At 42.5% G+C, this 21,248-nt stretch carries 17 protein-coding genes; 13 read left to right on the forward strand and 4 right to left on the reverse strand.

Annotated features, from left to right (window positions below):
* Positions 1 to 349: 349 nt before the first annotated feature.
* From ndk to CAN34_RS10070, 10 genes are all read left to right on the forward strand, one after another.
* Entirely contained in the window at positions 350 to 781 is a 432-nt protein-coding gene (ndk, locus tag CAN34_RS10025; RefSeq protein WP_089555544.1) for a nucleoside-diphosphate kinase, read from the forward strand.
* A 325-nt stretch (positions 782 to 1,106) separates the two neighbouring features.
* The gene (rlmN, locus tag CAN34_RS10030) at positions 1,107 to 2,336 is read left to right on the forward strand and encodes a 23S rRNA (adenine(2503)-C(2))-methyltransferase RlmN (RefSeq protein WP_174668363.1); all 1,230 of its coding nucleotides are present in this window, start codon (positions 1,107 to 1,109) and stop codon (positions 2,334 to 2,336) included.
* 223 nt (positions 2,337 to 2,559) lie between these two features.
* A complete protein-coding gene (gene pilW / locus CAN34_RS10035; protein ID WP_254423159.1) occupies positions 2,560 to 3,495 on the forward strand; it encodes a type IV pilus biogenesis/stability protein PilW in 936 nt (311 codons plus the stop codon).
* Positions 3,492 to 4,310 carry a helix-turn-helix domain-containing protein gene (locus CAN34_RS10040; RefSeq protein WP_089555546.1) on the forward strand — a complete coding sequence of 273 codons (819 nt, stop codon included), beginning with the start codon at positions 3,492 to 3,494 and terminating at the stop codon, positions 4,308 to 4,310. Before pilW ends, CAN34_RS10040 begins: the two co-directional genes overlap by 4 nt.
* 185 nt (positions 4,311 to 4,495) lie before the next feature.
* Complete coding sequence (gene ispG, locus CAN34_RS10045; protein ID WP_079691138.1) at positions 4,496 to 5,611, forward strand: flavodoxin-dependent (E)-4-hydroxy-3-methylbut-2-enyl-diphosphate synthase; 1,116 nt, start codon at positions 4,496 to 4,498, stop codon at positions 5,609 to 5,611.
* Positions 5,612 to 5,737: 126 nt separating this feature from the next.
* A complete protein-coding gene (gene hisS, locus CAN34_RS10050) occupies positions 5,738 to 7,051 on the forward strand; it encodes a histidine--tRNA ligase (protein ID WP_089555547.1) in 1,314 nt (437 codons plus the stop codon).
* A gap of 159 nt (positions 7,052 to 7,210) precedes the next feature.
* Entirely contained in the window at positions 7,211 to 8,005 is a 795-nt protein-coding gene (locus CAN34_RS10055; protein ID WP_079691140.1) for a tetratricopeptide repeat protein, read from the forward strand.
* A 244-nt stretch (positions 8,006 to 8,249) separates the two neighbouring features.
* On the forward strand, positions 8,250 to 9,398 hold the full coding sequence (gene bamB / locus CAN34_RS10060; protein ID WP_254423160.1) for an outer membrane protein assembly factor BamB: 1,149 nt from the start codon (positions 8,250 to 8,252) through the stop codon (positions 9,396 to 9,398).
* A 390-nt stretch (positions 9,399 to 9,788) separates the two neighbouring features.
* Positions 9,789 to 11,210, forward strand: a complete 1,422-nt coding sequence (gene der / locus CAN34_RS10065; protein WP_079691142.1) for a ribosome biogenesis GTPase Der — start codon at positions 9,789 to 9,791, stop codon at positions 11,208 to 11,210.
* 207 nt (positions 11,211 to 11,417) lie between these two features.
* A complete protein-coding gene (locus tag CAN34_RS10070; RefSeq protein ID WP_089555548.1) occupies positions 11,418 to 13,370 on the forward strand; it encodes a HAMP domain-containing sensor histidine kinase in 1,953 nt (650 codons plus the stop codon).
* Positions 13,371 to 13,500: 130 nt separating this feature from the next.
* On the opposite strand, the gene CAN34_RS10075 is transcribed toward CAN34_RS10070, so the two are convergent.
* The gene (locus CAN34_RS10075; RefSeq protein WP_079691144.1) at positions 13,501 to 14,667 is read right to left on the reverse strand and encodes a D-alanyl-D-alanine carboxypeptidase family protein; all 1,167 of its coding nucleotides are present in this window, start codon (positions 14,665 to 14,667) and stop codon (positions 13,501 to 13,503) included.
* A 613-nt stretch (positions 14,668 to 15,280) separates the two neighbouring features.
* Positions 15,281 to 15,715: an MCR_0457 family protein gene (locus CAN34_RS10080; protein WP_079691145.1), complete on the reverse strand. Its 435-nt coding sequence runs from the start codon at positions 15,713 to 15,715 to the stop codon at positions 15,281 to 15,283.
* Between the two features lie 515 nt (positions 15,716 to 16,230).
* Here CAN34_RS10080 and surE point away from each other — a divergent pair.
* The 3 genes from surE to CAN34_RS10095 all read left to right on the forward strand — a co-directional run bounded on the left by surE (position 16,231) and on the right by CAN34_RS10095 (position 19,471).
* On the forward strand, positions 16,231 to 17,043 hold the full coding sequence (gene surE, locus CAN34_RS10085) for a 5'/3'-nucleotidase SurE (RefSeq protein ID WP_089555549.1): 813 nt from the start codon (positions 16,231 to 16,233) through the stop codon (positions 17,041 to 17,043).
* 187 nt (positions 17,044 to 17,230) lie between these two features.
* The gene (locus CAN34_RS10090; RefSeq protein ID WP_089555550.1) at positions 17,231 to 18,043 is read left to right on the forward strand and encodes a peptidoglycan DD-metalloendopeptidase family protein; all 813 of its coding nucleotides are present in this window, start codon (positions 17,231 to 17,233) and stop codon (positions 18,041 to 18,043) included.
* Between the two features lie 123 nt (positions 18,044 to 18,166).
* Complete coding sequence (locus CAN34_RS10095) at positions 18,167 to 19,471, forward strand: lytic murein transglycosylase (protein ID WP_089555551.1); 1,305 nt, start codon at positions 18,167 to 18,169, stop codon at positions 19,469 to 19,471.
* A 129-nt stretch (positions 19,472 to 19,600) separates the two neighbouring features.
* Here the strand turns inward: CAN34_RS10095 and CAN34_RS10100 are convergent, their stop codons facing one another.
* Both CAN34_RS10100 and CAN34_RS10105 read right to left on the reverse strand, forming a co-directional pair.
* Complete coding sequence (locus CAN34_RS10100; RefSeq protein ID WP_089555552.1) at positions 19,601 to 20,449, reverse strand: UDP-2,3-diacylglucosamine diphosphatase; 849 nt, start codon at positions 20,447 to 20,449, stop codon at positions 19,601 to 19,603.
* 35 nt (positions 20,450 to 20,484) lie between these two features.
* Positions 20,485 to 21,000 (reverse strand): peptidylprolyl isomerase, encoded by a 516-nt coding sequence (locus tag CAN34_RS10105; protein WP_089555553.1) that lies wholly within the window; start codon positions 20,998 to 21,000, stop codon positions 20,485 to 20,487.
* Between the last annotated feature and the right edge of the window lie 248 nt (positions 21,001 to 21,248).

Here is a 21,248-nt window from a genome sequence, read left to right on the forward strand (position 1 = left end):
TATCTTTAATTAACCGTCCAAGTTTCGGGGGTCAGTTCATATATTAGGGGTTTTTTTCTAATAAGGCTCATAAACAATTTTTGCTAAGTTTTATGCCCGTACATGGAAAAGGTTGTAGTCTATAAATAGAAGCGTATCAACGATTAATAAGTACTAAATTTACCGTTATGCAAGCTACGGTCATAAATTAATCCTATCATTTATAGCCTCAATCATTATAATAGGCAACAATCACGCGCTGAGTATTATGTATTCCGCATTGGTATACGTAAATGAGAGACATCAGCACGGCGATCAAAGATAAAATAACGTATTTATTATCTAACTTATCATTTATTAGGAGCTCATCATGGCTATCGAACGCACTTTATCTATCATCAAACCTGACGCTGTTGGCGGCAACCATATCGGCGCTATTTATGAGCGTTTTGAACAAGCCGGTCTAAAAATCGTTGCTGCTAAAATGCAACAATTAGATGACGAAAAAGCAGGCGGTTTTTACGCTGAGCATGCTGAACGTCCATTTTACAATGACTTAAAATCTTTTATGATGTCAGGTCCAGTATTGGTATCAGTATTAGAAGGCGAAAATGCTATCGCTAAGCATCGCGAAATCATGGGCGCTACTAACCCAAAAGATGCTGACAAAGGCACTATCCGTGCTGATTTCGCTAGCAGCATCGATGAAAACGCGGTTCATGGTTCTGATTCAGCTGAGTCAGCTGCACGTGAAATCAGCTACTTCTTCAATGAAGATGAAGTTTGTGCACGTACACGTTAATAGCAGTTTTTATTAACAGCCGCTATTATAAACAATAAACAATAGCGCTGATTAATAATTAGTGTAGCGAAACGGCTTATATCTTTTGGTATAAGCCGTTTTAGCTATTATAATAGTCTGACTATGTATTGAAATTTTAATTATTCTCCCTCATTATTGGTTTTACTTAGCGTTATCAATCCTTTATCAGTATGTTGTTATCAGTTTGTGATAAAAAATGCGCTCATAACGGATTGCTCATGCATTCATATATTGGGTATGTTTAGCAACACCCATCTCAACAATTGCATCGCTTATATCAGCAAATGAAAAAAGGTTACTTATTATGTCGACTGTTCAAATTCCTGTCCAACATGTCCCAGCCAAGACTGCTAACAGCATCAAATTGGTAGATGAGGCGCAGGCGAAAACCAATCTACTAGGTATGACCCAAGCGCAATTGGCGGATTACTTTAAAAGTATTGGCGAAAAACCGTTTCGCTCGACGCAAGTTATCAGATGGATTTATCAGCAAGGGGTGACTGACTTTGAGCAAATGACCAATCTAAGCAAGTCATTGCGCGATAAACTGTCAGCCAATGCCTGCGTCATCCCGCCAAAAGTCATCCATCGTCAATATAGCGATGATGGCACGCGTAAGTGGGTATTTGAAGTCACTGGTGGCTCATTGGTTGAGACGGTATTGATTCCAGCAGATGATAGCAAACTGAATGGCCGTAAGACTTTGTGTATCTCATCGCAAGTGGGCTGTGCGCTTGATTGTAGCTTTTGTAGTACTGGTAAGCAGGGCTTTGAGCGTGACTTAACGGCAGCCGAAATTCTCGGTCAATTGTGGGTTGCTAATGCTTCTTATATGACTGATAAAAACGACAGCTTAGAGAGCGTCGATCATAGCTTATGGGAAAATAATGTTACTAACGTGGTCATGATGGGCATGGGTGAGCCATTATTAAATTATCGTCCTGTTGTCAGCTCAATGGAGCTGATGCTGAGCGATCATGCGTATGGTTTGTCAAAGCGCCGTGTAACACTATCAACGTCAGGTGTGGTTCCTAAGATGTATGAGCTGGCACAAGAGCTTGATGTTGCTTTAGCGATTTCATTACACGCACCAAATGATGAGCTGCGTAATGAACTGGTACCGATAAATAAAAAATATCCGCTAGAGCAGTTGATGGCGGCCGCGAGAAATTACGTTTTTGACGTAAATCCACGCCATAAAAAGCACGTCACTATTGAATATGTGATGTTAGATGGTGTCAACGACAGTAATGAGCACGCTGAGCAACTGGTCACCTTATTAGGTGATTTACCAAGTAAGATTAACTTAATACCGTTCAATCCTTTTCCGCATGCCAATTATGACAAGTCGAGCAATAATCGCATTCATGCCTTTAGCAATATACTAAGTGACGCAGGTTTTGTCTGTACCATTCGTCAAACCCGCGGTGATGATATTGATGCCGCTTGTGGGCAATTAGTTGGGCAAGTAGCAGACAGAACACGTCGTTCAGCTGCTTGGCAGCAAAGCATTAAAGACCGTGAAAATATTTAACGCACAGATTTAAGTCTAAGGGCTCAAGCACAATTTAAAGAAGCTTGCTGACCGTTTTTAGCACGCTTTAACTGTCATTTTTCCGTCTTAATAGTAACAGAAATGTAGCCATAGTGATTAATAACCACTAATTAGCAACTAAATTGTACTTAAGTGGGTTAAATCTATTAAACTGATGCCTCGATGATCGAACGCATTGAATCACAGTTTTATGATGGTAGCCATGATGACTTCTAAGAATTCTTATCAGTTTAAATATCAACCTTCTTTTTCTCCTGCGATAAAGCGCTTAGGCTCTACAGTCTTTCATGCTAATAATAGGCAGTGTGTCTTGCTTGCAGGTGCGCTGAGTGCTCTGCTGCTGTCCGGCTGCCAAAGCACACCGACCAATGATTTATTAAATGGCACCCCTTATCAAACTTCAACGCGACCGAATGATGATCGTAATTTAGATCAGCAAGAAATTGCTCGCGTTCGAACGACACTTGCTGCACAATATATTCGCAAAAACGAGCTTGATGCAGCACAGCGTCAACTCGAAAAAGCCTTGGCTGCCGATAGCCGTTATGCGCCAGCCTATGATATGATGGGCGTTTTGATGCAGCAAGAGGGCAGCCGCCTTAATCTTGAAAAAGCCGATCAGTATTTTAAAAAAGCCATTGCGTTTGATAAAGAATTTTATCAAGCAAATAATAATTATGGCGTTTATTTGTCGCAGATGAAGCGCTACAAAGAGGCGGCAGCACAGCTTGAGATTGCAGGCGCCGCGCTAGGCTATGAAGGTCGTATTGGTGCGTTAGAAAATTTAGGTCGTACTTACCTTCAGCTAAACGATCACCCAGCCGCGGCCAAAGCTTTTTTGCGTGCCTTAGAAGGTAATCGTAATAGTATTATTGCTCACATTGAGTTGGTTGATTTATTACTCGAGCAGCAGCGTGTGCAGCAAGCACAAAGGCTTTATGATGAAACATTGATATTGGTTAAGGGGGATGTTATTAGTCCGCGTCTACTCTTACAAGGTATCAAACTTGCCGCTGCGCAAAACAACATAGCAACGCGCCAGCAATTGGCACAGCAACTTTTATCCGCTTATCCGCTAAGCGATGAAGCAAAACAACTTAAGACTTGGCTTAATAATCCAGAGGCACCATGGAAATGACCAACCCATCATCAAACACTCAATCTAACGCTCAGGGATCATTTGGTGCCATGTTGCAGCAAGCCCGTAAAACTAAGCAAGTAAGTTTAGAGGACGCGGCCGCTGAGTTATTTATTTTAAAACGTCATTTGCAAGCATTAGAAAATGAAGATTTTGCTGTGCTACCACAAGCAGCATTTGCCCGTGGTTTTGCGATTAACTATGCCAAGTTTTTGGGTCTAGACCCAGTCAGAATAGCGAGTAGCTTTGATGCCGCTTACCCTAATGAGCTAAAGTCGCGTTCGCCTAGTAATATTCAGTCGCCACTGCGTCCTATGGGTACTTTGCAACGTGATACGCATAACCGTATTCGTTTTAATCCGTTACTTATCATCGCGGTCATCGGGGTCATTATTTTAGCGGTTTTTTTATTTCGTATGGTGAGTAATGCGAGCAAAGAAAACACTGAACAGCCGGTATCGACGGGCGAGGATATATCAGCGGTAGAACAAGCGCAAGGGGCGGCCATTAATACGGATGCCACAGGCGTTGGAGCTTCGGGTTCGGCGCTAAATCTAGGTGGCGATGTAAGTACAGCGCCTGCCACTTTAGACGTTAAGCTGACGGATGCCGCTGTTGTGAGTATCACAGATGCTTCTGGTGTTAGTTTGATAAGCGGCTCTCAGAGCGCCGGTGATTATCAACTATCAGGTATGCCACCATTTAATGTGCAGATTGATAATATCAATAATGTCAGCTTGATGCTTAATCAAAAATCGGTCGCTTTGAATAGTTATGCGAATGGTAGCCAAGCCAGCTTTGGGTTAGCCCCTTAAGGTATTAAGCGGTTAGTGTTTAAGTGATGAGTTCTTAAGTGACCAGTTTTTAAATGACCAATTTTTAAGTTACTGTGAATTTTAAAAGCAACTGTTTAAAAGCAACTATCTCAGAATGGCTGTTTTAAAACGATTATAATTACGTTTATTTTCCGTTCTCCTCGTTCCAATGAAAGGGTTTGTTTATGTCAACGTCAGCGCCTATTAACCGTCGTCTTACCAAGAAAATATATGTCGGTGATGTTGCGATCGGTGGCGATGCACCGATTAGTGTGCAAAGCATGACCAATACCGACACTTGTGATGTGGCAGCAACCGTTGCACAGATTGAGCGCTGCGTAGAAGCAGGGGCGGATTTAATGCGGGTTTCGACCCCGACGATGGATACGGTAAGAGCGTTTGGTGAAATTCGTAAGTTGGTCAGCGTGCCATTGATTGCCGATGTGCATTTTGACCATAAAATTGCTTTAGCGGTTGCTGAAGCCGGTGCCGATTGCTTACGTATTAACCCTGGTAACATTGGTAGCGATGCCAAAGTACGCGAAGTGGTTGCCTGTGCTAAGCATTATAATATCCCCATTCGTATTGGCGTCAATGCAGGCTCTCTAGAAAAAGACATTCAGCGCAAATATACTGAGCCAACCGGCGCGGCGATGCTTGAGTCAGCGATGCGTCATATCGATATATTAGAGCGTCTCAATTTTGATCAATATAAAGTGTCCGTCAAAGCCAGTAATGTATTTTTGACCTTGGATGCTTATCGCCTTATATCTGCACAGATTGATAACCCGCTACATTTAGGCGTGACCGAAGCCGGTGTCTATCGTACCGGTGCAGTCAAATCTGCCATCGCTCTTGGTGGTTTATTATTAGACGGTATCGGTGATACTATTCGTATCTCATTGGCCGCAGAGCCAGAAGAAGAAATTAAAATCGGCTTTGATATTTTAAAGTCGCTGAATATTCGCTCTAATGGCGTTAACTTTATTGCTTGCCCAAGCTGCTCACGCCAAGAGTTTGATGTGATTAGAGTAATGACGGCGTTAGAATCACGTTTAGAAGACATTCGTGAGCCAATGAATTTGTCAGTGATTGGCTGTAAAGTGAACGGTCCGGGTGAAGCCAAAGAAGCCGATATCGGTATCGTTGGTGCGGCACCAAAGTCGCTGGTATACCGTATGGGCGAAAAAAGCCATCTGATTGATACTGATAATTTAGTCGATGAGATAGAAAGCATGGTACGTGCCCATGCAGAAGACTTGGCAAAAAAACGTGAAAATGAAATCATTCGCGTAAGATAATTGATAATGTTAGTTTGTAAGCGTATGTCATTTAAGCGCAAATTAGCTACTGAGATGACGCTCAATGAAGCGCAAAGACTATAATAATAGTAATCCCTGTTAAAAATTTAAGGACACGACCGTACCATGATTAAAGCTATTAAAGGGTTTAATGATATTTTGCCTGAACAGTCTGCAAAATGGCTGCACTTAGAGTCGATATTGGCTGACGTGCTGGGCAGGTACGGTTATGAGCATATTCGCTTGCCTATCGTTGAGCAAACCGATTTATTTGCCCGTGCGATTGGCGGCGCAACTGATATCGTCGAAAAAGAGATGTATAGCTTTACTGATAAATCTGATCCGCCGACGCCATTAGCGTTACGTCCTGAAGGGACAGCTGGGGCGGTACGAGCAGTCATCGAGCACAATCTCCTACGCGGTGATACACCTAAGCTTTGGTATATTGGTCCGATGTTCCGCTATGAGCGTCCGCAAAAAGGCCGTTATCGTCAGTTTCATCAACTGGGTGTTGAGAGCTTTGGTAGTGCATTACCGGATGCAGATGCAGAACTGATTGCGATGACGCATCTGATGTGGCAAGCATTGGGTCTAAAAGACGAGATGCGTTTACAGTTAAATAGCTTGGGAGAGATTGATGAGCGTCACGCTTATCGCGAAGCACTGGTGACTTATTTGACTGATAAGCAAGAGCAGCTCGATGACGATAGCAAACGTCGTTTGACGACCAATCCGCTACGTATTTTAGATAGCAAAGAAGCCACTACCCAAGCGCTATTGGTAGATGCACCAAAGCTTGCTGATTTCTTGGGTGCGGAAAGCGTGGCGCATTTTGAGCAAGTTCAAAGCTATTTGACTGAGCTTGGTATCAATTTTGAGATCAATCCGCACTTAGTGCGCGGTCTTGATTATTATAATAAAACGGTGTTTGAGTGGGTAACTGACAAGCTTGGTAGTCAAGCGACCGTATGTGCCGGTGGTCGCTATGATGGCCTGGTCGGACAGCTAAAGTCTATGGATACGCGTGATAGCAAAGAGAATAATAAAGAGAATAGCAAGCCGGTAAAATCTGAACCAGCGGTTGGTTTTGCAATGGGGCTTGAGCGTTTATTGTTGCTGATTGAAGCCGTCGCCCCAATAGCTGATCTGCCAGCTTGCGATATCTTTGTGGTTGCCCATCCGGAGGTTTATAGTGCCGGTATTGGTTATGCTCAAGACTTGCGTTATAGCCGTCCAGATTTGCGAGTAAAAATGGCAAGTGCTACCAGCCTGAAAGCACAAATGAAAAAAGCCGATAAATCAGGCGCTGCATTGACCGTTATTATCGCCCAACAAGAGCTTGATGATAAAACGATTAGCATCAAAGATATGCAGACCGGTGAACAACGCACGGCCGCGCAAGAGTGGTTGTCGAATAAAGAGAATTTTGCTCGCCATTAATCTTTGCTCGCATTAAACTGGTTAGCCAATTATTTGAGTTAACATGGCATTGTTGTTAATGGTATCGTTCTTAATGACATTGTTCTTAATGACATTGTTCTTATATGCCAATGCGCTTAGCTTTAGCAATTTAATATAAATTTTATCAGGTAAAAGTATATGGCTCTGACCCCTAATTCGCCGAATGCAGACAACTCAATGCAAGCGTTAAAGCAATATGGCAGCTATATCGTCACTGCAATTTTGCTAGCATTAGCCGCCTATTTTGGCTGGACTTATTGGCAGAACAATCATGCGCGAGTAGATACGGTTGCAGCGGATCGTTATGCTGATATTCAGCGTTTGAATGAAGAAGTCAGCTTAGCAGCGCAAAACCCAGATCTAGAAGCTGAAGCACAAGCGTCATTGGCTGAGAGCCGTACCCAGCTAAATAAAGATATTGATGCTTTGGTGAACACACATGGTCAATCTGTCTATGCTTGGCAGGCACTGATGATTAAAGCACGTCAGCAAGTCGATAGTGATGATTTTGCTGCTGCTAGTGAAACCTTTAAAAAAGCCCTAGCCATTGATTTAGGTGATCCAGGCTTAGAAGCAATCACTCGTCTGCGCTATGCGACAACACTGTTGGCAGCAGGGGATGCAAAGGCAGCATTAACCGAAGCCAATAATGATATGCCAAGCTCGTTTGAAGCCAGCCAACAAGAATTGCTAGGTGATATTTACTTGGCACAAGACAATAAAGACTCAGCGATCAAATCTTACAATAATGCTTGGGAATTGTTACGTAATCGTAAAGAAACACGTGCAGTATTAGCGTTGAAAATGGAAAGTCTAGGTATCGTACCTGAGCCTATCGAAGAACAAACCGGTCTTATCCAAGAGTCTACTGCAACAACGCAACCATTAGTGATTGAAGACTCGACAGAGGATGCTGCAGGTGCTGGCGCATAATCGCTCAGCTCGAATCTGTTAACCAATATAGCAATACTTCAAACTGTTCTACAAACGAAGTAGCGCAGTAAGCCAGTAGAATAATATGAATAACCAGTACTCATCCAAAGTACGTTGTTATTCACCACGTGCTTGCTGATCGCTAATTTATTAATGATTAATTTATTTGTAGTGAGACCTTATAATGACCCTAGCTATTCGCTCTAACAAAACTATAAAAGCCAAGACCATGAGGTCGACGGTCATGCACGTAGCAGTAATTGCAGTGATGGCAACTGCGGTCGTTGGCTGTAACCGAGGTATTAAGCCAGTCGTTAATGACCCCGTAAAATTGGTACAAATTGCGCAACCGATTAGTGTGTTGCAGCCTGTTTTTAGTACGGACGTCGGCAATAAAAAAGTCAGCAAAAAAGATCCGCTTGATTTACAAGTTGGCTATGCTAACTCGCAAATCGTCACGGCATCACGTGGTGGTGACTTGATAGGTTTTGATCAGGCGGGTCAGCGTTTATGGTCAGTAGATGTCGGCGACCAAATCACAGGCGGTGTCGCACTAGATGCATTGAGCCAAACCGCTATTATTAGTACCCGTGGCGGTCAAATAATGGCATTTGACAGTGCAACTGGCGCAAAACGCTGGCAGCAACAGTTAACCGGTTCAGTGTTGACGGCAGCGCTCATTACCAATAACCGCGTTATCTTATCGGCTAATGATGGCTTTTTACATGGCTTATCGCTACAGACTGGTCAGTCAGTCTGGCAGTTTGCTACTCAAGTGCCTGCTATTAGTGTGCGCGGTAGTGCAGCGCCGACTTTATTAGATGCTAAGACTGCATTGTTGGCTACGGCTGATGGTCGTTTACATGCGGTTACGGCGGATAATGGTTTGCCATTATGGTCAAGACGCGTTGGTGTTGGTACAGGCAGCAGTGAAGTTGAGCGCATGAGCGATGTCGATGGAACGCCGACGGTAGATAACAATCAATTATTTGCCATCAGTTATAGTGGTCAGTTATTAGGCATCGATTTAGCCTCACGACAAGTCATGTTCGTCAATGAGCTTGCCAGCTTAAAAGCGCTTGCAGTAAACAACCAGCAAGTTATTGCCACTAGCTTAGATGGTAAAGTTGTCGCTTACAACCGCAGTAACGGTGAGGTTTTGTGGGAAAGCGAAGAGTTGGCATATCGCCATTTGACCAATCCTGTGATGATTGGCAACTATATCGCAGTAGGTGATTTTGATGGGGTGGTGCATTTATTTGACCCAGCCAGTGGCAAGATCGTCAGCCGTGTACAGACCAAAGGGGCATTGACCAATTTGCAAGTACAAGGTAGCCGCTTGATGACCCAAAGTACTTCAGGGCAAGTGGCTATTTGGCAGTTGGCACGCTAATTTTTATGAGTTTCTGTTTTATTGAATGAGTGTTTTTCATACCACTCATTCAATAGACAGGCCGATAATAAGGTTAAGAAAAAACGCTGCTTTGTCAGCGTTTCGTGCCTTGTGAAATGGCTTGTTTAAATAGGGGCTTTCGCGTACTCTATGCGACCGGTGCATTATCGGCGTTATCTATATATAATAGCTATACACAATCCTTATAAATAATACCTAGATATGATTTAACTAGCGTATCTAGTAATCGTAAAATAACCAATTATTGTTTTTTGCTATCATTTTATTTTTTTTAATTCATTTAAATTTGCGGTCACGTGCAGCTATTCGCTACTATTTTATAAGAATAACCGTACGGTCCGTCATTGTGCCCTTCACTGAGAGTAACCCATGAGTATCAAGCCTGTGGTCGCCTTAATTGGTCGTCCAAACGTCGGTAAATCCACCTTATTTAACCAGTTCACTAAAAGTCGTCAAGCATTAGTTGCCGATTTATCAGGGCTGACTCGTGACCGTCAATATGGTGATGCCGAATATGAAGGTAAAGCATTTATCGTCGTAGACACCGGTGGTATCGGTGAAGCGGACGATGGCAGAGGCGATATCGATGATTATATGTCTGAGCAGTCGTATACGGCCATTCATGAAGCCGATATTATTGTTTTTGTGGTTGATGCACGCGCAGGTATGATTGGTGCTGATGCCGAGATTGGTAAATTTCTGCATACCCTTGGTAAGCCTGTCTATGTGGTTGCTAATAAAGTCGATGGCGTGCATGATTCGGCGCCTGCTGAATTTTATGCATTGGGTTTGGGCGAACCATATCCGATGGCAGCCAGTCACGGTCGCGGTGTAGGCAACCTGTTAGAGATTCTGACAGCTGATATGCCTGATCAAGAAAACATGGTGGAGCCGAGAGGTTTAAAGCTTGCTATTATCGGTCGTCCAAACGTTGGTAAATCGACCCTCGTTAACCGTTTATTGGGTGAAGACCGCGTAGTAGTTTTTGATATGCCTGGCACTACCCGTGACAGTATTTATATCCCTTATAAACGCGATGGCAAAGATTATGTATTAATTGATACGGCTGGTGTACGTCGCCGTGGCAAGATTGATGACAAGGTAGAAAAGTTTTCTGTTATCAAAACGCTGCAAGCGATTGAAGACTCAAACGTAACGGTCATTGTTATTGATGCGCAAGAAGGTATCGTCGATCAAGATCTGCATATGATTGGCTATGCGCTTGATGCGGGTCGCGCTTTAGTCGTGGCGATTAACAAGTGGGATGGTCTAACTGCTGATCAAAAAAACTATATTAAGATAGAAATGGATCGCCGTTTTAACTTTATCCCGTATGTAAAAGTGCATCAGATATCGGCTTTACACGGTACGAATGTGGGTAATTTATATCCTTCTATTTTACGCGCTTATCAATCGTCAATGTTTGAGGTCTCAACCAATCGCTTGACACAGATTTTACAAGATGCAGTCACAGCCAACCCACCACCAACGGTTGCCGGTCGCCGTATCAAGCTACGCTATGCGCATATTGGTGGTCATAATCCACCAGTCATTGTCATTCATGGTAACCAAACCGCATCATTACCGAAGAGCTATCAGCGCTACCTTGAAAACCAATTCCGTCAGGTGTTTAAGCTTGAAGGTACGCCGCTGAACGTTATCTTTAAACAAAATGACAATCCATACGCTAATAAAAGCGACACGCCAACCAAAGCTAAAGCACAGCAGCTACGTCAACGTGAACGCAATCGGGCGCAGAAATTTACCACTAAAGATAAAAAGCCGCGTTAATTTTACCAAACTACCATCGTCTTTATACTCTTCTAGCAGATAAAGTACGTTCTATACGGCTTTGTTATGATGACTGTCTTAGTTGTCATGACAAAGCCGTATTAACACCTCGTATCAAAAATTTGTATGAAAATCTCATGTTTCACTTATCACGCTTTTAAAATAGCGGTAATATAATCGAAAGTTGTCTTAACTCAGTAGAGTGATATGAACAACCGGCCGTCTCAAACGCTTCCTATGCTCATTTGGCAGTCTATCATGCAGACCATGGTTTTGGCTGTATTGGCAGGTCTGTTATTATCTTTTGTATATGGCTTCGTGCAGCATTATAAAGAGACGCGTCAGCATATTCAGCAGCTCGCTACCTTACTGAGCATTAGTGCTTCGACGGCAAATTCGAACGACGTGGTTAATGAGCAAGTACGTTTTTTGTTGCAAGGTGAGCTCGGTGTTAAAAGTATCTTATTTTATACCACCTCTCAGCCTATTGTTGATGACAATCAATTAAGAAATGATTGGAAAAATGCTTTATTTGCCAATACTGTCAGCTTCAATTATCCAGTAGTCGGTGATCATACCATTAAGGTTGCATCATCTATAGATATTGATAATACCAATACCAATCAAACAAGTATCAGTGAGCGACCCGCTATAAGCTTGCCGCACAATACGCTTGTCTCTAACGCTTCTGATGAGTCAACGACTGACAGTGCCTTGATTGGCCATATTAATATTACCTTAGATGTAGCGACACTGCGTGCAAATTGGATTAAAAACAATCTATTGCTTTGGCTCATGACCACAGCATTGGCTATTATTTGGGCGTTGTTTATTCTGCGCAAGCTTAACTGGCCATCCAAAGACATTACGGCTCTCACTGAAGTGTGCGATATCGTGATAAAAAATCCAGAGCTTGAGCAATTGCCCATGATTCATCAGCGTTTCGGCTTTCAAGAATTGGTGCAGATTAAGCAGGCTTTTATTACTCTGTTTAATCGTTTACAAGTAGCAAAGAAAGACTATCAGGCGCTTGCCGTTTTTGAGCAACAATTGCATCACAAAGACTTATCGCTTGATGTGCAGCTGCACAATTTTCAAAGTATGATTACCCATGAGCTAAAAACCTCACTGAATGCAATTGTCGGTGGTTTGCAGCTATTGGATGATGAGCACTTAAGCCATGAGCAAAAAGACGCGGTCGATATCATTCGAAGTGGTAGTGACAAATTGGTCTTGACACTGGATCAAATTATTCAGTTGAATCAGATACAAAAAGGTCAAATCAGTCTGCAGTCGCGTGAATTTAACCCGCTGCAACTCATCGCTGACCTTTTGGCGGATTTTGAGCCTGCTGCCAAACAAAAAGGCTTAGAATTAATCAGCCATATTCATCATATAGATTATACCCTTGAGGGCGATGTCGAAAAAATACAGCAGATATTAGCGATACTCGTCAACAATGCGATTAAGTTTACTCCTATAGGACAAGTGGCTATTACGTCGCAATTGACCCACTTTGATAACAGTAATCGCTGGCAGATTAATGTCAAAGATAGCGGTATTGGTATTGATAGTAATTTTATAGAGGATATTTTTAATCCATTCTTTCAGGTAGATTCGTCGCAAACTCGTCAGTATGAAGGGTCGGGCATTGGTCTGCCAGTGGTTAAACAGCTGGCTCAGCTAATGAGTGCCAGTATTGAAGTTGACAGTGCGCTAGGTGTGGGTACGGACTTTACGCTTACCATTCCCATGTCCAAACGCCAATCTCTACAGCCGCACCTGCTAAGTGGATTGACAGTGGTATATTACTATTATCATGAGAAAGGGTCACTAGCGGATGAATTAGAACGTTTGGGTGCGTCTGTCATCTGCTATCACCATGAGCAGCTTGTTATTGATGAGATGATGACAAAAAAAGTCGACATGCTCATGTTTGCAGAAGATGTATTCCCAAGAACAGCAGAGTCATTAGCCAGGCGTGTCCGTGCGTCTGAGACCGATTATCGTGCGTTATTGGTGTTTTGGTATCCACAGCAGCAGGCACGATATTTGGACAGTTTTGAGTTTGGATTAAAAGCAGCGGGTATAGATTATTGTGAGATTGCCACTTATAAAGATAAAGCACTGAGTGATTTATTAAAAAGCTGGCTGGCATGATCATAAAATAGATATAAAAACGGATATAAAAGTAGACATAAAAAAGACGCCCAATATAAAGGCGTCTTTTTTAATATTAAAATTACTGATATAAGCGATATTGTTTAGAGGCTATATTTTAAATGAAGGGTTAAAACAAGTTTTGCGCCCAGCGAGTAAAACGTTGCCATATACGGCTCATAAAACCTGATTGCTCAATATCGCTAGTGGCAATAATAGGCACTGATGCAACTGCTTTGCCATCAATGACCGCCATCATTTTGCCAATTTCTTGACCTTTCTTGATAGGGGCTTCTAAGCTTTCAGGAATATCGACCACAGTAGTGATTTTGTTCTTTTGCGTTTTACTGGTCAGAATTTGCAAGTTATCACCAGTGGCAACCTCTATTTCATCTGACTCCCCAAACCATACCGGTACTTTGCTGACAAACTGTCCAGCAGGCGCTTTGGTAACGGTTGTGAAATGACCAAAACCCCAATTAAGTAATTCACGTGACTGATCAGCACGTGCCTGCTGACTGTCTGTACCCATGATGACAGAAATGAGGCGCATACCATCACGATTACTAGAAGCCGCCAAGCAATAGCCAGCAGCATCGGTATGTCCTGTCTTTAGACCATCAACCGTAGGGTCGGTCGCGAGTAGGGCATTACGATTACCTTGAGTGATACCATTGTAGGTAAACTCTTTTTCGGCATAAAGACCATAGTAATCGCCGCTGTTTTTGATAATAGCGCGTGACAGTTTTGCCAAATCTAAAGCCGAGGCTTGGTGACCTTCATCGGGCATACCGGTCGCGTTAACAAAATGGGTATTTTCCATACCAAGCTTTTGCGCTTGCTCATTCATCAAGATAGCAAATGAAGCTTCGCTACCTGCGATATGTTCAGCCATCGCTTTTGATGCATCGTTGCCTGATTGAATGATAATACCGCGCAGCATATCGATGACACTAGCGGTTTTATTGACCGGTACATACATGCAAGATTGGCTGCTACTACCGCGGCACCAAGCATTTGGACTCATCAGTACTTGTTCATCTTCTTTGAGGTCGCCTGATGCTAAGCGCTGCTCAATGATGTAACTGGTCATCATTTTAGTCAAGGACGCTGGCGGAAGTGCTTGATTGGCGTTTTTTTGTGCCAATATTTCACCAGTATTATAATCCATTAGTACATAGGCCGTATTTTCCATTTCTGGTGGTTGTATGGCTGCGTTCGCCATCATTGCACTCATAGAAATACTGACACCCATTACCAGCTGCACTAGCTGTTTTTTCACATGCTTTACTGTCATAGATTGTTACACCGCATCATAAAACCAAATGTATCTGTCGCTTATACCTAACACCATATCTTTACACAATCTTTGGCAGACTATGTTAAATCTCAAGTTAAACCATGGATTTTTTTGAGAGCAGAGGAGACTAAGCAACGGACATAAAATTAACGCCTTATCTTAGCAAAATGCCGACCGATGGGGAAACGATAAATATAATAAAATAGGGCGCGATTAAAAATAGAGAATTTATGTTTATAAAATATGGGCTGATAAGAAAATGAGCTTATAAAATACCTGTCTTTTTAAAGCACCTATATGTTTAAAGCACCTATATGTTTAAAGCACCTATATACTTAAAGCGCTTATATATTAATATTAACGAATATTTTTTTGCTCACCACAAAAAAGCTTGCTGCCATCCCGTTATGTTAACGGGATGGCAGCAAGCTTTTTTAGCAAGTGACCTCAATGGCTAAGCTTACAAAGATACTTTTCCACAAGGCTGATTCAGTATTTCAACATAGGGGTTATGAATAGATAGTGCCGCTGAGTTATTGTCGTTAATTATGACGGTTTTTATCTATTTAGCATCAGTTAGTTAAAGTAGCTTATTCATAAGGTGTTACTACTAATATTCAGCATCTGCTAAATCTTCGCATAAGGCTTTATTTTCTTGCTTAGAGAACCCCATCGTCCAGCTGCGGATACCTTGTAGTATCTGGCGGTAATCCTGCTGTGTAGACAGGTATTGAATAGCAGCTTTTGGATCTTCTAACGATGGCATCAACTCGTGGAGCTGCACGTTATAAGATTTATAAAAGCGCTGTTTTTGTTTACCATTTAGCATCGATGGGCATATCTCTGATAGTACTTGCATCACCGCAATTTCGTGCTTAGTGATATTAATGCCAGATAGATCTAGAGGTATGGTTGTCGCAGTATTAGTGGCGGCATTGGTCGCTTGAGACAGCATAGCAACAGACGTTATCAGTCCAGCGAGCCCAACTTTTGAGGCAGTCTTTGCTATTACAGAAACTATAGATAATATCGATTGATTATTCATTCAGTATTACACTCGCTTATCTTTATTTAATGATGCTATGTTAATGGGTAAAAAAACAAAAGTCACATAAAATATTGCTTTATGTGTAGATATATTGTGAGCCAAACAGGGTCTACAGCAACATATCAGTAGTATAAATGGGTAAGTTACGTCAACATAAAAGTATAAGTTGATATTGTTGTGGGTTGTTGCCTACTGTAACCTCATCAGAGGTTTTTACGCTAAAAAATGACGATATTTTTAGTGATAAAGTCAGCAATAAAATCGACTATCAAGCAAATTCTGCATAAAGACTGGGTTCGTGTCTATGGACTAATAGGGTATAATCGCCCAAAATATAGCCATGCCTATTAGATATTTAAGCAAAAGTTTAAACAAGTATGGTTGCTAGGCTTAAGCAAAAGTATAAAAAACCAGCCAACATAAAAAGCCAATAGAGTCGTTGATTATAGCAATTTTACGATAATAAAGTAGATAAGCAGACAGACGGTCATTTATAAGTATATTGAGCAAAAATGAAATTTTTAATTAGTAATGATGATGGGGTTCATGCTCCAGGATTGTTGGCACTATATCAGGCATTATCCAGTATTGGTGAGGTCATGGTGGTTGCGCCAAATAACGAGCAAAGTGGCTGCGCGAGCGCATTGAGTATCACAACGCCTTTATATGCTCATCAATTAAACTCTGGTTTTATTGCCGTTAATGGCACGCCTGCTGATTGTATTTATCTAGCGTTACATGAGTTATATAGCCATACACGCTTCGATTGTGTGATTACTGGTATTAATTCAGGTGCCAATCTCGGTCAGGATGTTTTATTTTCTGGTACCTTTGGCGCGGCATTGACTGCGCAGCTTTTTGGCATACCAGCTATCGCGACGTCCTTAGTAGGCGGCGGGGTAAAAGGTGAAGGGCGAGAGCGTGCCAGTCATTATCAGATGGCAGCAGATGAGATTGTTAAATTATTGGTAGACACACCCATATTAGATGCTTGCAAAAATTTGCCCTATCACGTATTAAACGTTAATATTCCTGATGTTGGTAGTGTTGATGATATCAAAGGTCGCAAAATAACGGCTTTGGCTCACAGTCAGATTGCACGTCCTGTCCACAATATGGTCGACCCACGCGGACGAGATGCATACTGGTTATCTCTACGCAAGCGTCAGAATGAGCTAGCAGCAGAAAATGAAGACGTTCAATCATCTCCAATAAACTTGACAGATGAGCAAGCGGTTGCCGCAGGTTATATTAGTCTATCACCAGTACGACTACACCATACGCCAACAGACACACTGGATAGCCTCTCCGCGCTAATTTCATAAGCCATCTTGTATGCAGGTCATGCCTAAAAGATAGTTTGAATTATTAGTCGCAAAAGATGAGAGAAAATAGTTACTATCGAGTTAGTTATGATGGTATTTGCCAAAAACTAAATGGTATAAAAGTTAGCAAAATGCTTGTGAGTAACACAAGGAGTTTGTGAGTAACATAAAGAATAGGAAATCTTATATGAATAAGCTTATTGCTGGATCGCGTTTTGTAACGGTGGCATTGGTTGGCACTATAACGGTAGCCACATTAACGATGGTGGGCTGTGCAACGAAGCCTACTTACCAATCGGCTAACCAAGCTGGACCTAAAATTATTACCAATGGCCAAGGTGTCCCTAACTATCATCGCGTACAGCGCGGCGATACAGTCAGTCAAATCGCCGAGCGCTATCGTATCAGTTACCGTCAAATCGGGGCGCTCAATGGTTTAGATAGTAAATATACGATTTATAGTGGTCAATGGCTCAAGTTATGGCAAGGTGAGCCGGTACGTGCTACCAATAACAATCGCTACAATGCTTCGAGCAATACCTCTGCGCCTGCACAACCAACCTACACGCCGCCAGTGACGAGCGCACCCAATTATTCACAGAACCCCGTCTATGAAGTAACCGCTAATGCAACCTCTGGTTATGAATATCCAACTCGCAACCAAATAACCCGTAACTTTGATGCGGCAGCTGGCACGATGGGTATGTGGTTCGCTGGCACAGCGGGCGATCCGGTACTTGCCAGTCAATCAGGTACGGTGCTTTACTCCGGTAATGGTCTACCAGAATACGGCGAGCTCATTATGATTCGTCATAGCGATAACTATATCACTGCCTACGCTCATAACAGCCAGTTGCTCGTCAAAGAAGGCGATAGTGTTCAACGCGGTCAGCGTATTGCAAATATGGGTAGCAGTGGTCAAACCAATCAAGTGGGCTTAGAATTTCAAGTGCGCTTAAATGGCAATCCTATCGATCCTCGTGCGGTACTAGGGCGTTAAATTTGCTGCAATTTATTTCGTTGCTTGGCTATTGAGTGGCTTTAATGAAATTATGTTACTTAAGCTACTGTTATTAAATGGATTTATCTAAGCCACCTTACTTATTGATACTTGAGACTTCTTATGCAATTAAAAAAACAATACCTTACCCTTTTTCCAGCCTTGGTCATGGTCGGGTGTACGAGTCAGCAGGCGATGCAGCAGCCTAACAAGCCTGTTCGTCAAGGTAATGTTCAAATTACTCAAACCCAAATCATTCAAGTGAAGCCAACCCCAGTGCCAGTTATCAAACCGCAGCCAGTCGCAAAGCCAAGCTATAATAGCTTTTCTGATTGGAAATCTGACTTCTCTATGCGGGCTATTTCATCAGGTCATGATGCTTCGACGGTTCGCCGTCTGCTCGATTCTGCTTATTTAAATCAGCAAGTCATCTCGCTTGACTCAGGACAGCCAGAGTTTTCTAAAATGCCATGGGAATATGTGGATTCTGCCGTATCAGATGGGCGCGTAAGTACTGGTAAGCGTAAATTTGCTGAGCAACGGTCATTTCTATCGCAGTTAGAATCACAGTATGGTGTCAATGCAGAAATAATCGCTGCGATTTGGGGCATGGAATCGTCATATGGCGTGGTGACTGGCAATAGCAGTATACCAAGCTCACTTGCGAGCCTTGCTTATGATGGTCGCCGCCAAGAGTTTGCTGAAACTCAGTTATTATCATTAGCGACGCTATTGCAGCGTGGTGATGTGTCTTGGTCACAGCTTGATGGCTCTTGGGCAGGTGGCATGGGGCAGACTCAGTTTATCCCTGATACATGGCTTAAGCATGGGGTTGATGGCGATGGTAATGGACATCGTAACCCATGGGCAACGGGCGACGCTTTAGCGTCTACCGCCAACTATCTGAGCAATTCAGGTTGGGTACGTGGTTTGGCTCCTTTCTATGAAGCAACTATTCCATCGTCATTTGATTATTCGACCGTTGGTACCAAGCAAACTGCTGCTAGATGGGCGGCGATGGGTGTCGATACCATAGCCGATGTGTCCTTAGATGGTAATACTCAAATGGAGCTATGGCTGCCAGCTGGTAAAGACGGTCCAGTATTACTATTAAGTCCAAACTTTGATGTTATCAAAGTTTATAATAATTCATCAAGCTACGCGCTTGGGGTCAGCTTATTAGGTAAAGCGCTTGTCGGACAAGGTGGCTTGCAAAAGTCATGGCCGCGCTATGAGCGTCCATTATCGACGTCTCAAGTACGCAATTTACAGCAGCGTTTGACCAGTTCAGGCTATGATACAAAGGGCACAGACGGTATCGTTGGTACCAATACTCGTAAGGCTTTCCAGCGCTGGCAAGCAGACAACGGTCAGACGCCAGATGGCTTTATCACCCAGCGTAGTGCGTCTTCGCTGGCGTCATGGTGAGATAGAGTAAAGTCACTATTTTTGGACAATCGCTATTTGCGGTGGTTGTTTAAAAATAACGATACTAATGCATAAAAAAACTCCGTTCTATAACGGAGTTTTTTATTATATGAGAATGACGGTAGCAGTTTAAACAGTGATGTTAAATTCAAACAATTCAAACTCTGCACTATCAGCAACAATATCTTCATCTACGTTTGCTGTAATCGCACCAATAACAGCGCTCGCTTTGGGTTGGCGTGTTTCGTTATCGAGTAATCGCCAATCACCAAGGACATAGCGAGTTTTACCCTCATTACTTTGGTGGATTTCAGGACGATGGGTGTGACCATGTAGCAGGGCGTCAAAGTGATAAATAGCTTTGTTCACTGCTGATTCATTAACATCCATGATATGTGCCGCTTTATTGGCGTTATTCTGCTGACTTTTTTGCCGCATGTTATCGGCGATAGCCAAGCGTTTTTCTAACGACTTATTGAGCAAATACCACTGCGTTATACGATGACGCATGATTTTACGAAAAAACTGATATTTTTTATCATCAGTACATAAGGCATCACCATGTTCTAAGCGATAAGTCAGCTGTCCAACAGGCAAAGTGTACGGCTCATAAATAAGCTCGCCACCGAATAGATTGCAAAACGGTTGACCCAACAAAAAATCACGATTGCCATGCATGACTAAAATCTCGCAGCCAGCAACACGTAGTTTTTTCAACTTAACAATAAGCGGTGTGAGCCAATGTTTCTTCCGCTCATCTTCTGATAGTGATAGATAAACATCGTCACCAAGCCAGACTTCAAACCAGTCGCCTAAGATAAATAGACGCTTGAGCGCAGGCAAGGCAAGGCAATCATCGAGCAGCGCCAAAAAAGCCTGCACTAAGGCAGGCTCTTCAGGCGATAAATGCAAATCGCTAATCAAAACTTGCCGTACCTCATGAGGGCGGGTCGTTATTAAATGATTAAAACTTTGCATTTATCTTTATCCTCATCACTTACAGTGAGTAACGATTATTCAGAAATAATAGTCGCTGATTTGATAATAACTGGCTCTGTTGGTACATCTGCATGCATACCAAAACGACCGGTTGGAACGCCTTTCATTTTTTCGATCACGTCCATACCGCTTGTCACTTTACCAAATACAGTATAGCCCCAACCTTGCATATTTTTGCCAGAATGGTTTAAGAAGTCGTTGTCTTTTACGTTTACAAAGAACTGGCTAGTCGCTGAATGTGGGTCTTGCGTACGTGCCATCGCAATCGTACCAGCATCATTTTTCAGACCGTTGTCTGCTTCGTTTTCTACTGGCTTATTGGTTGCTTTTTCATTCATGTCAGCGTCCATTCCGCCGCCTTGAATCATAAAGCCGTCAATGATGCGATGGAAAATTGTGCTGTCATAATGACCAGATTTTACATAGTTTAAAAAGTTTTCAACGGTTTTTGGTGCTTTTTCTTCGTTGAGTTCGATGGTGATTGCACCCATACAGGTGTCAAGTTCTACTACTGGTGGCATGTCTACCATGGGATATTCCTTCTTTATTGCAGCGCCTAAAATGACGCTGTTAAGTGGTGGATAAAAAGTTGGTGGATAAAAAGTTATGGCTAGTCTAACGGCTTTTTTATCCTGTGTCATGTATCAGGCTGTTAATGCCTTTGCAAAAGCTGATAGAATAACGCAACTTTACCCATATATAAACGATTTTGACAAAAAGTCATTATCGCTTGGCGTTTATAAGCCACTGTTTTTATGGCTCAAATTTTATAACCCAA

The sequence above is a fragment of the Psychrobacter sp. DAB_AL32B genome, from assembly GCF_002224105.1.
Classification (GTDB): Bacteria; Pseudomonadota; Gammaproteobacteria; order Pseudomonadales; family Moraxellaceae; genus Psychrobacter.